A 10,598-nucleotide genomic window follows, 5' to 3' on the forward strand; every position below is an offset into this window, starting at 1 on the left:
GGGGCTCGTCGTCAGATCAGTGGAGGAGGATCGGATGCCTCACGCAGAGCCCGCTCTACGGTGGACTGCACGAGCGCCGAGAGATAGCCGCCGGGGTTCTCCACGCCGATGTCGCGCAGCTGCGCCGTCGACTGCCCGATGAGCGAGCGGGAGAACGCGGTCACCGTCTCGATGGCGTCGGCGTATGCGCGACGATCCGCCTCGGCGATCACGACGGGCTCGCATCCCATCTCGACGGCGAGGGCCTGCGCGATGGGCAGCACCGCGGCGGGCGCGGTCACCGCCGCATAGCTCGCCTGCAGCTGCCGCAGGTCGATCGAGGTGCCGGTGAACGTGATCGCCGGGTGCACCGCGAGCGGGATGGCGCCGCGCTCGGCGGCCGGACGCAGCACGTCGATGCCGTGACCCGGATCGGTGTGCAGCACGAGCTGCCCGATCTGCCACCCGCCGACCTCGGCGATGCCGGCCACGAGCTCGGCGAGCTGATCGCGCGGCACCGCGAGGATCACCAGCTCGCTCCGTCGCACCACCTCGAGGGCGTCGAGCACCGGCACCCCTGGGAGGACGGCCGAGGCTCGCTCGTCGTCGGAACCGGTCGTGATGCCGGTGACGGCATGCCCCGCACCGGCGAGCGCCGCGCCGATCACTGGGCCGACTCTGCCGGCGCCGATGATGCCGACGCCGAGGCGCCCGTCACGGCGCATCGGCTCACTCACCGCTCTGAGCCGGCGGCCCCGCGGGTGGAGCCGGCGGGGGATTCACCGGCGCGACAGGCGGAACCGGCGGAGCGGCCGGAGCGGCCGGGGGCGCCGCAGGCCCAACCGGCGGCGGAAGGGGGACCGGCTGACCGGTCGGAGGCTGTGCCGGATAACCCGCGGGAGCAGGCGGAACCGGCGGAGCAGGCGGCTGCGTCGGGTACCCAGCAGGCGGAACCGGCGGAGCGGGAGGCATCGACGGATACCCGGCCGGAGCGATCGTCGACACCGGAGCAGCCGGCGCCATCACCGGATACCCGGCAGGTGGCGCGACCTGCGCCGCAGCATCCGCCTGGTGCTCTCCCCAGCGGTGGCTGTGATCGTGATCGGCGGCGAGAACCGCGGCGCGGCTGACGCCCTTCAGCAGTTCCAGCGCGTCATCACGCTCGAGACCGGAGAGGATGCCGGTGATCGGCCCCTGCACGGAGTGCACCTGAGCGCCCGAGACGCGCTGCGCACGATCGATGGGTCCCTGCGAGAGCGAGACTCCCTGCAGGCGCGCGAGCGGGAAGATCGCGAGCTTGCGCCAGATCGTGCCGCGCCGCAGCAGCAGCCCGAACTCGGTGACGGCGTAGCCGTGCCTCCTCCACGACACCGGCCGGCGCCACCAGGCGCGCCCCGGCATGGTGCGGTACGGGTCGCCCGCGATCGGACCGAGGATGCCGTGCTCCCACACCAGCGGGATGTCCGCGACCGGCGCGTCGGGCAGGATCAGACCCAGCACGCGCTCGACGTCGGCGCGCTTGCCCACCGGCAGCACGACGTTGAACTGCTGCGCGCTGCCCGACTGCTGCTGCGCCGCGCTCTTGCCGCCCATGCGGTTGATCTTGATGGTCCACCAGCCGAACGGCCGCCACAGCAGCGACTGCGACACCTCCACCGCGAAGATGCGACCGGGCGGCAGCGTCTCGGTCACCGTGGTGAGCAGGCCGTACGTGATGCGCACGCCGTCCGGCGTGGGGGCGATCGAATAGCGCAGCGACTTGGAGATCTGCGCCCAGGTGATGCCGACCACGGCGATGACGAGCGGGATCCCCATGCCGAGGCCGAGACCGACCCTGATGAAGCCGATCTCGGGTTCGTCGTCGAGGATCGCCCCGATCAGCACGGCGCTCATCGCGACGACGAAGATGGCGCCGAAGAACAGTATCCACAGCACGCTCGAGATGAGCTGCGATCCGATCAGCCGTCCGGTCGGAATCCTCACGACGCTCTCGGGTGCGACGTCGGCGAGGTCGACGCCGGTGATGAGCCCGTTGACGCCCGCATTGACGGAGCCGACGATCTGGGAACGAGCGGATGCCGGTGCGGCGGATGCCGCGGCATCCGCCGCCGGGACGCCCGATGCCGCGTTCGCCGCGGCCTGGCGCGCGGCGCGCGCACCCGAGGCGAGTCGCAGGATGTCTGCCCGCACCGACTCCGCCCGCGCGGTGGCGAGGTAATCGAGCTCGACGTTCGCGTCGGTGCCCGCGCCGACGACCTCGAGCTTGGCGAGGCCGATGATCCTGGCCGGGAACGGCCGGGTGAGGTTCACGCCCTGCACACGGTCGAGCGGTGCGCGCCGGTGCGAGCGGAAGATGATGCCCTTGCGCACCTCGACGTGGTCGCCGGTGATGCGGAACTGCTGGAAGCGCCAGACGAACCAGAAGACGACGACGAGGACGATGACCAGCACCAGCACGCCGAGCACGGCGAAGAGCGCGAGATTGTTGGAGACCACCCAGTCGACGGGGTCGCCGCCGTTGTAGTCCTCGTAGTCGGTGTCCGGCGAGAAGATGCGGATCAGCCAGGCGATGAACTGGTCACGCAGATTCGCGATCAGGAAGCCCGCGATGACGATCAGTGCCAGCCCGCCCTTGAAGAGCGGGGTGAGCGGATGCATCCGGTGCCACTCGCCGTCGGCGAGGTTCGCAGGCGCGGCCGCCTGCTGCTGAGCCGGCGCGACCGGAGGGACCGAGTGCTCGCTCACAGGCCGGTCCGGCGGGTCTCGGCCACCTCGATGAGCGTGTCCCGCAGGGCCTCGGCCGCGGCCTGCGTGAGTCCCGGGATCTGCACCCCGGTGGTGGCTGCGGCCGTGACCATCTTGAGCTGGGAGATGCCGAATGCCCGGTCGAGCGGGCCCTGCGTGATGTCGACGAGCTGCATCCGGCCATAGGGCACGGCGATCATCCGCTGCCAGAGGATGCCCTTGCGGAACACGATGTCGTCGGCGCGGAGCATGTAGCCGATGGCCTTCGCCTGACGGGGAAGGATGATCAGCGTGATCAGGGTGATCAGCACGACGACGCCGGCCGGGATCAGTGCCCAGGTCTGCTCCATCGCGAAGGCGAGCACGAGGGCGACCACCGCGACGCCGGCGATGAACAGCGCGTTCTGCACGATCTGCGACGCGACGTACCGCGGCGAGATCTGATGCCACGCGCCGTCCAGCTCCAGCCGCGCGTCGCTGCGAACCGTGCGCAGCTGCGAGTACGTCCCCTGGTCGAGCGCCGTGCGCTCGGCGCCCTCAGCTGAAGTGGGGTGAGCCTGGTTCAGCGGGTCGATCTCTGGGTTCTGAGTCATCAGGATCCTTCGGCAGGGTGCAGAACTGTTCGGCGATGAGAGCGGCGATCACGAGCACGATCGAGCTCCCGATCAGGGCCAGCATCGCCACAGTCGACCCTACCTGGGGATCGATCGGGCGCGACACGAGGAACAGCAGGAGCCCGGCTCCGAAGCCGGTCATGATCGCGCCGAGCAGGCTCGACGCCCGCGCCAGGGTCGCCGCGCGCAGGGCGCGGAACGGATCGATGCGGATGCCGCTGCGCACGCTCCTGCGCACGGGCCAGGCCAGCGCGACGGTCGCCGCGGCGATCAGCAGCAGCAGCACGGGCAGCAGCAGCGACGGCGTGAACGTCGCCCGGCCCGACGCGGTCAGGACCTGGTCGAGCAGGAAGCCGGCGCCGGTCGCGAACAGCGCGAGCACGACGAGGAGTCCGGCAGAGGTGCGCTTCATCACTCGGACCGTGCCCGGAGGCCGGCGACGAGCGCGTCGACGCGGCCGTGGCCCGCGAGCTCGGCGTCGGGGTCGAGGTCGAGCCAGGGTTCCAGCACGAACAGCCGCTCGGCGGCGCGCGGATGCGGCAGCTGCAGATGCGGCTCGTCGGCGACATCGTCGCCGTACATGATCAGATCGAGGTCGAGCGTGCGGTCGCCCCACCGCTCCCGCCGCTCGCGCCCGCTCTCGTCCTCGATCGCGTGCAGCATGCCGAGGAGGATCTGCGGCGCCAGTCGCGTGGTGACCAGCGCCACCGCGTTGACGTAGCCGGGCGCCTCCGGGTCGGGACCGTCGAGCCGCAGCGCCACGGTCTCGAACATCCGCGACAGCCGGACGTCGCTCACCAGCGGCAGCCGCGCGATGCGCTCCGCCGCGTGCCTGATCGTCGCCTCCCGGTCGCCCAGGTTCGCGCCGAGGGCGACGACGGCGACGGCGTCCTCTCGTCCTGTCCGAGACGGCGGGATGTCGGGCGGGATGGTGAGATTGCGACTCATGATGCCGAGAACTCTACGGCCGAATGGGGACGCCCGCGGGTCACGGTCACCGACACGTCGGCGAAGGTGAGAGGGATGGGTGCATGCGGCTTGTGCACCGTGACGGTTGCGAACTCCACGCGCTCGTCCTCGAGGGCGACATCCGCGATGCGCGCCGCGAGGGTCTCGATGAGGTTGACCGGCTCGCCGGCGACCACGGCGGCCACCTTCTCGGCGAGCTCGCCGTAGTGCACGGTGTCGGCGACGTCGTCGGATGCCGCGGCCCGCTGCAGCGGAAGCCGCAGGCGCACGTCGATCGTGAACTCCTGACCGTTCTCGCGCTCGTGGTCGTAGACGCCGTGGCGTCCGAACACCGTGAGCCCGGTCAGCGCGATCTCGTCGATGAAGTCCATGTCCCTAACCCTCCCAGGCGTGCGCGATGGCGAGGGCATCGCGGGTGGCGGCGACGTCGTGCACCCGCACCGCCCAGACGCCGGCGCGCAGGGCGAGGGCGCTCGTCACCGCGGTCGCGAGATCGCGGCGCGACTCCGGGATCTCGGCGTCCTCGCCGGATCCTTCAGCCGACCGAAGGGTCTCCACGAGGAATCTCTTGCGTGAGGTTCCGATGAGCACCCGGGGTCCGAGGGCGACGATCTCGTCCAGGCCCCGCAGCACGTCCCAGTTCTGCCGCCCGGCCTTCGCGAACCCGATCCCGGGGTCGACGATCAGGCGGGACGGTGCGATGCCGGATGCCGCGGCCTCGCCGATCCGCTCCTTGAGCTCGCCGGCGACCTCGCGGGCGACCCGTCGGTAGTCGGCGTGCGCGTACATGTCAGCGGAGAATCCGCGCCAGTGGCCGATCGCGTAGTCCGCGCCGGACTCGGCGACGGCCGCGCGCATCTCGGGGTCGGCGAGCCCCCCCGAGACGTCGTTCACGATCCGCGCACCGGCCCGCACCGCGGCCGCGGCCGTCGCGGCGTTGAGGGTGTCGACGCTCACGGGAGCGCCGGCGGCCGCGAGCACCTCGATCACCGGGATCACGCGCTCCTGCTCGACGGCTGCGCCGACCCGCTCGGCGCCGGGACGGGTGGATTCACCGCCGACGTCGAGGACGGTGGCCCCGTCCGCACGCAGCCGCAGGCCGTGCGCCACGGCGCGGTCGACGTCGAAGAAGCGCCCGCCGTCGCTGAACGAGTCGGGCGTGACGTTGACGATGCCCCAGATGCCGGTCATGGGTGCGGAACCCCCTGCGTCTCGTCCCGCTCCGGCCGCTCGGCGACCGGAACGCGTGCGCCGATCAGGGCGATGAGCTCGGTGCGTGCGACGGCATCCGTGTACTCGCCGCGCGCGGCGATCGTGAGGGTGGATGCCGCGGGCTGGCGCCCGCCGCGCATCGTGACGCAGCCGTGGCTCGCGTCGAGCACGACGAGCACTCCGCGGGTGTCGAGGTGCTCGGCGATGGTGTCGGCGATCTGCTCGCCGAGCCGCTCCTGCACCTGCGGGCGCGCCGCGAGGATCTCCACGACGCGCACCAGCGCACCGAGGCCGACGACCTGCTCCCCCGGCAGATACGCGATGTGGGCGTGCCCCGCGAAGGGCAGCAGATGGTGCTCGCACACCGAGCGGAAGAGGATGTCGCGCAGCAGCACGGCGCCGGAGGGAAGCGTGTCAGGGGCGGGGCCGCGGGTCACGCTGATCGTGCGGGCGAGCGGTGCCGCGGCATCCTCCCCCACTCCGTGGAAGAACTCGGTGTAGAGCTCCGCCATGCGCACGGGGGTCTGCTTCAGACCGGGACGATCCGGGTCCTCCCCGACGGCTTCGAGCAGCTCACGGGTGAGCCGTTCGACGCGCGCGCGGTCGACGGCCACCGTCAGGCCGTCGCTGGTCGAGCCTGACCGGCACCCGCCGATCCTGGCTGGGTGCGCGGTACGGCGGTCGGCGCCTCGACGGATGCCGCGAGCGAGACGTCCTTCTTCGGCACATCGATCGGAGGGCGCTCGGACACGGGGCGGTCCTCGCTCGAGAGCCAGAGCGGACGCTCGGGAAGCTTCTTCACCTCGGTGAAGATCTCGGCGATCCGGTTGTGATCGAGGGTCTCCTCCTCGAGCAGCGCGAGTGCCAGCCGGTCGAGGATGTCGCGGTTCTCGCTGATCACCGCGTACGCCTCGTTGTGGGCCTGCTCGATGAGAGCGCGCACCTCGACGTCGACCCGCTCTGCGACCCGCTCGGAGTACGCGCGGCCGCGACCCATGTCGCGTCCGGCGAAGGGCTCGCCGCCCTCGGAGCCGAGCTTGACCGGGCCGACCTCGGTGGTCATGCCGTACTCGATGACCATCTTGCGGGCGATCGAGGTGGCCTTCTCGATGTCGTTCGAGGCGCCGGTGGTCGGGTCGTGGAACACGATCTCCTCGGCGACGCGGCCGCCCATCGCGTAGGTGAGCTGGTCCTGCAGCTCGTTGCGGGTGACCGAGTACTTGTCGTCGAGCGGCATCACCATCGTGTAGCCGAGGGCCTTGCCACGCGGCAGGATCGTGATCTTCGTGACCGGGTCGGTGTAGTTCATCGCCGCCGCGGCGAGCGCGTGCCCGCCCTCGTGGTACGCGGTGATGAGCTTCTCCTTGTCCTTCATCACGCGGGTGCGACGCTGCGGGCCGGCGATCACGCGGTCGATGGCCTCATCGAGAGCGCGGTTGTCGACGAGCTGCGCGTTCGAGCGCGCGGTCAGCAGCGCCGCCTCGTTGAGGACGTTGGCAAGATCCGCGCCCGTGAAGCCGGGGGTCTTGCGAGCGACGACCTCGAGGTCGACGCTCTTCGCGAGCGGCTTGCCCTTGGCGTGCACCTCGAGGATCCTCTGGCGGCCCCTGAGGTCGGGGGCGTCGACGCCGATCTGGCGGTCGAAGCGGCCGGGACGCAGGAGCGCGGGGTCGAGGATGTCGGGGCGGTTGGTGGCCGCGATCACGATCACGTTCGCGTTCGGGTCGAAGCCGTCCATCTCGACGAGCATCTGGTTCAGCGTCTGCTCGCGCTCGTCGTTGCCGCCGCCGAGACCGGCGCCGCGGTGGCGGCCGACCGCGTCGATCTCGTCGATGAAGATGATCGCGGGGGAGTTCTCCTTGGCCACGTTGAAGAGGTCGCGGACGCGGGACGCGCCGACGCCGACGAACATCTCGACGAAGTCGGAACCGGAAATCGAGTAGAACGGGGCGCCTGCCTCACCGGCGACGGCTCGGGCGAGCAGCGTCTTTCCGGTTCCGGGAGGGCCGTACAGCAGCACGCCCTTCGGGATGCGGGCGCCGATGGCCTGGAACTTGGCCGGGTCCTGAAGGAACTCCTTGATCTCGTGGAGCTCCTCGATGGCCTCGTCGGCACCGGCGACGTCGGCGAAGGTGACCGTGGGGGTCTCCTTGTTGACGAGCTTGGCCTTCGACTTGCCGAACTGCATGACCTTGCCGCCGCCGCCCTGCATCGAGGAGAGCAGCCACCAGAACAGCAGTCCGAGCAGCACGAGCGGGAGGAGCAGCGACAGGAATCCGTCGAACCAGGTGGCGCGAGGGACGGCGTCGTTGAAGCCCTCCTTCGGCTCGGCGGCGTCGATCGCCTCGACCACGTCGACGGCGCGCGCCTGCACGTAATAGAACTGCACCGACTCGGAGCCCTCGAACGGCTTCGACAGCTTCATGTCGACGCGCTGATCGCCGTCGGTGTTGACGACCTCGGTCACCGTCTTGCCGGAGAGCAGCTCGAGACCCTCCTGGGTCGTGATCTGCTTGGGGGCGCCGAGGTTCGAGATCAGCAGGAAGCCGCCGAACAGCAGCACGCCGATCAGGGCGACGTAGATCAGCGGATTCCGGGTGAGCTTCTTCAGATCCATGGTCGAATCAGCGTATCGCGCGGGCCCTAAGCAGCGGCTGTGCGTTCACCCACGGCGTACCGCCCCCGAAAAACCCGTCTGTGTCAGCTGTATACGTGCGGGGCGAGCACGGCGACGTCGCGCAGGTTGCGGTAGCGCTCGTTGTAGTCGAGGCCGTAGCCGACCACGAAGTCCGTCGGGATGTCGAACCCCACGTACTTGCAGTCGATCTCGACCTTCGCCGCCTTCGGCTTGCGCAGCAGCGCGAGCACCTCGATCGACTCGGCGCCGCGGCTGCCGAAGTTCTCCAGCAGCCAGCTCAGCGTGAGGCCGGAGTCGATGATGTCCTCCACGATCAGGACGTGCTTGCCGTGGAGGTCGGTGTCGAGGTCCTTGCGGATCTGCACGACGCCGCTCGACTTGGTGCTCGCGCCGTAGCTCGACACCGCCATCCAGTCCATCGGCGCGTGGTACGGGAGCGCCCTGGCGAAATCGGCCATCACCATGACGGCGCCCTTGAGCACGCCGACCAGGAGCAGGTCCTTGCCCTCGTAGTCGACCGCGACACGGGCCGCGAGCTCGTCGAGCTTCGCGAGGATCTCCTCCTCTGTGACGAGTATCTGGGAAAGGTCGTCCTGGATCTCAGCGGCGCGCATGGATCGATTTTAGGTGACGGATGCCGATGCTCAGGCTCAGGATCCTCAGATCGTGCCGCAGGGCGCTCCCCGCCTCGCGGCATCCGCACTACTGTGAGGCGTGAGACGGGCGGATGCCCACCGACGGAAGGATTCTCCATGGCCCTTGACGACATCCTCACTCAGGTGCCGATCGACGACATCGCCGCGAAGCTCGGTGTCTCCCGCGACGAGGCGAAGGCCGCCGTCGAGCAGGGCGGCGCGGTGCTGCTGAGCGGACTCGCGAAGAACGCGTCGACCGATGAGGGATCCTCGGCGATCGAGGAGGCGCTGAAGCGCCACGGAGGCTCCGGCCCCGCCGCGACCGTCGACGACATCGACCAGAACGACGGCGGCAAGATCGTCACGCACATCCTCGGAGCGAAGGAGAAGGAGGTCACCGACCAGCTCACGCAGTCGAAGGAGACGGCGGGCATCGACTTCGGCAAGCTCCTGCCGATCCTGGCCCCGATCATCATGGGCCTCATCGCCAACGCGACCAAGGGCAAGACCGGGCAGGCCGGTGCCGGCGCCGAGCAGTCCGGTGGAGGAATCGGCGACATCATCGGCGGTCTCCTCGGCGGCGGCAGCGGATCCGGCGGCGCCACCGGCGGCGGCGGACTCGGCGACATCATCGGCGGCCTGATCGGCGGCGGCAGCGGCTCGGGCGGCGGCATTGGAGATCTCCTCGGCGGTCTCTTCGGCGGCAAGAAGTAACCCCGACTCGCTCCGGTCGCAGAAAGGCTCGGCATCCAGCGCGGATGCCGAGCCTTTTCGCGACGGGAGCGAAGACTGACCGCGGTCAGCGACCGGATGCCGTGAACACGATCCGCCCGCCGGCCCGCACAGCCGAGCATCCCGGCAGGTCGATCGGGCCCTGCCCCGACCAGTCCGTCACGAGTCTCGCGACCTCGACGGTCTGCGTCCGCGTCAGACTCGCCCCGAACTCGCTGTCGACGACGAGACGGATGATCCGGTTCCGGAGCGCTGCGGGGTTCGCGGCGAGCGCCGCGACGCTGACCGAGATGCCGGCCTCGGCGTGCTCGACGATGTCCTCGATGGTCTCGTGGATCATCTCGTCGAACGCCTCGGCGTCTTCGCGGAGCTGCTCGGCGGTGCGGGCCAGCGCCTCGGCGATGCCGGGCCCGAGCTCGGTCTCGAGCACGGGCAGCACGCGCTCGCGCACCCGCACGCGGCTGAATCGGTCGTCGCCGTTGTGCGGGTCGTCCCAGACGTCCAGAGCGGATGCCGTGCAGAACGCGCGCGTCGTCTGCCGCCGCACGCCCAGCAGCGGCCTCATCCAGCGAAGTCCGTCCTCGTCGGCGCGCACGGGCGCCATCCCCTGCAGGCTCGCGGCGCCCGAGCCCCGGGCGAGACCGAGCAGCACGGTCTCGGCCTGGTCGTCGAGGGTGTGACCGAGGAGGACGGCGTCTGCTCCGGCATCCGTCGCCGCCTGCGTGAGCGCGCGATACCGCGCCTCGCGCGCCGCAGCCTCGGGACCGCCTTCACGTGCCACGTCGACGGCCAGGATCGTCGAGCGGATGCCGAGGGCCTCGGCCTTCGCCGCGGCATCCGCTGCCGTGTCGGCAGACCCCGCCTGCAGTCCGTGGTCGACCGTGATGCTGTGCACCTGCATCCCCCGCGCCCGGCCCTCGAACGCGGTGGCGGCGGCGAGCGCGAGCGAGTCCGCGCCGCCGGACAGGGCGACGACGACCGTCGCCCCCTCGGGGAGGTCGGCGAGCGCGGTGCGCACGGCGAGGCGGATCTCGGCGATGGCGGGATTGAGCGATGGCACAGCACCACGCTAGG

Annotated in this window: 12 protein-coding genes; 1 reads left to right on the plus strand and 11 read right to left on the minus strand. The window is 70.6% G+C overall.

Translation table 11 applies throughout. The features are described 5' to 3' along the window. Window positions 1-11 precede the first annotated feature (11 nt). The 10 genes from IPV10_RS16330 to hpt all read right to left on the minus strand — a co-directional run bounded on the left by IPV10_RS16330 (window position 12) and on the right by hpt (window position 8,771). Complete coding sequence (locus IPV10_RS16330) at window positions 12-704, minus strand: DUF2520 domain-containing protein (RefSeq protein WP_207485671.1); 693 nt, start codon at window positions 702-704, stop codon at window positions 12-14. 4 nt (window positions 705-708) lie between these two features. Then, window positions 709-2,724: a PH domain-containing protein gene (locus IPV10_RS16335; RefSeq protein ID WP_207485649.1), complete on the minus strand. Its 2,016-nt coding sequence runs from the start codon at window positions 2,722-2,724 to the stop codon at window positions 709-711. Further along, window positions 2,721-3,317, minus strand: a complete 597-nt coding sequence (locus tag IPV10_RS16340; RefSeq protein WP_207485651.1) for a PH domain-containing protein — start codon at window positions 3,315-3,317, stop codon at window positions 2,721-2,723. The genes IPV10_RS16335 and IPV10_RS16340 overlap by 4 nt, the downstream gene beginning before the upstream one ends. Continuing rightward, window positions 3,262-3,750 carry a DUF3180 domain-containing protein gene (locus tag IPV10_RS16345; RefSeq protein ID WP_207485653.1) on the minus strand — a complete coding sequence of 163 codons (489 nt, stop codon included), beginning with the start codon at window positions 3,748-3,750 and terminating at the stop codon, window positions 3,262-3,264. The genes IPV10_RS16340 and IPV10_RS16345 overlap by 56 nt, the downstream gene beginning before the upstream one ends. Next, on the minus strand, window positions 3,750-4,286 hold the full coding sequence (folK, locus tag IPV10_RS16350; RefSeq protein WP_207485655.1) for a 2-amino-4-hydroxy-6-hydroxymethyldihydropteridine diphosphokinase: 537 nt from the start codon (window positions 4,284-4,286) through the stop codon (window positions 3,750-3,752). Before folK ends, IPV10_RS16345 begins: the two co-directional genes overlap by 1 nt. Next, window positions 4,283-4,678, minus strand: a complete 396-nt coding sequence (folB, locus tag IPV10_RS16355; protein ID WP_207485657.1) for a dihydroneopterin aldolase — start codon at window positions 4,676-4,678, stop codon at window positions 4,283-4,285. The genes folK and folB overlap by 4 nt, the downstream gene beginning before the upstream one ends. Before the next feature lie 4 nt (window positions 4,679-4,682). Further along, complete coding sequence (folP, locus tag IPV10_RS16360; RefSeq protein WP_207485659.1) at window positions 4,683-5,498, minus strand: dihydropteroate synthase; 816 nt, start codon at window positions 5,496-5,498, stop codon at window positions 4,683-4,685. Next, window positions 5,495-6,133 (minus strand): GTP cyclohydrolase I, encoded by a 639-nt coding sequence (gene folE, locus IPV10_RS16365; protein ID WP_207485661.1) that lies wholly within the window; start codon window positions 6,131-6,133, stop codon window positions 5,495-5,497. Before folE ends, folP begins: the two co-directional genes overlap by 4 nt. 2 nt (window positions 6,134-6,135) lie before the next feature. Beyond that, window positions 6,136-8,136 (minus strand): ATP-dependent zinc metalloprotease FtsH, encoded by a 2,001-nt coding sequence (gene ftsH, locus IPV10_RS16370; protein WP_207485663.1) that lies wholly within the window; start codon window positions 8,134-8,136, stop codon window positions 6,136-6,138. 83 nt (window positions 8,137-8,219) lie between these two features. Further along, a complete protein-coding gene (gene hpt / locus IPV10_RS16375) occupies window positions 8,220-8,771 on the minus strand; it encodes a hypoxanthine phosphoribosyltransferase (RefSeq protein WP_207485665.1) in 552 nt (183 codons plus the stop codon). A 138-nt stretch (window positions 8,772-8,909) separates the two neighbouring features. On the opposite strand from hpt, the gene IPV10_RS16380 reads away from it, so the two are divergent. Further along, on the plus strand, window positions 8,910-9,506 hold the full coding sequence (locus IPV10_RS16380; RefSeq protein ID WP_207485667.1) for a DUF937 domain-containing protein: 597 nt from the start codon (window positions 8,910-8,912) through the stop codon (window positions 9,504-9,506). A gap of 85 nt (window positions 9,507-9,591) precedes the next feature. On the opposite strand, the gene tilS is transcribed toward IPV10_RS16380, so the two are convergent. Then, entirely contained in the window at window positions 9,592-10,584 is a 993-nt protein-coding gene (gene tilS, locus IPV10_RS16385) for a tRNA lysidine(34) synthetase TilS (protein WP_207485669.1), read from the minus strand. Between the last annotated feature and the right edge of the window lie 14 nt (window positions 10,585-10,598).

It is taken from the genome of Microbacterium sp. SD291 (genome assembly GCF_017355365.1).
Lineage (GTDB): Bacteria > Actinomycetota > Actinomycetes > Actinomycetales > Microbacteriaceae > Microbacterium.

Bases quoted from the DNA above. Each gene is read 5' to 3' on its own strand.
- hpt (WP_207485665.1), bottom strand. From the start codon at position 8,771: ATGCGCGCCGCTGAGATCCAGGACGACCTTTCCCAGATACTCGTCACA.
- folB (WP_207485657.1), bottom strand. From the start codon at position 4,678: ATGGACTTCATCGACGAGATCGCGCTGACCGGGCTCACGGTGTTCGGA.
- IPV10_RS16380 (WP_207485667.1), top strand. From the start codon at position 8,910: ATGGCCCTTGACGACATCCTCACTCAGGTGCCGATCGACGACATCGCC.
- IPV10_RS16340 (WP_207485651.1), bottom strand. From the start codon at position 3,317: ATGACTCAGAACCCAGAGATCGACCCGCTGAACCAGGCTCACCCCACT.
- ftsH (WP_207485663.1), bottom strand. From the start codon at position 8,136: ATGGATCTGAAGAAGCTCACCCGGAATCCGCTGATCTACGTCGCCCTG.
- folP (WP_207485659.1), bottom strand. From the start codon at position 5,498: ATGACCGGCATCTGGGGCATCGTCAACGTCACGCCCGACTCGTTCAGC.
- IPV10_RS16345 (WP_207485653.1), bottom strand. From the start codon at position 3,750: ATGAAGCGCACCTCTGCCGGACTCCTCGTCGTGCTCGCGCTGTTCGCG.
- IPV10_RS16330 (WP_207485671.1), bottom strand. From the start codon at position 704: ATGCGCCGTGACGGGCGCCTCGGCGTCGGCATCATCGGCGCCGGCAGA.
- folK (WP_207485655.1), bottom strand. From the start codon at position 4,286: ATGAGTCGCAATCTCACCATCCCGCCCGACATCCCGCCGTCTCGGACA.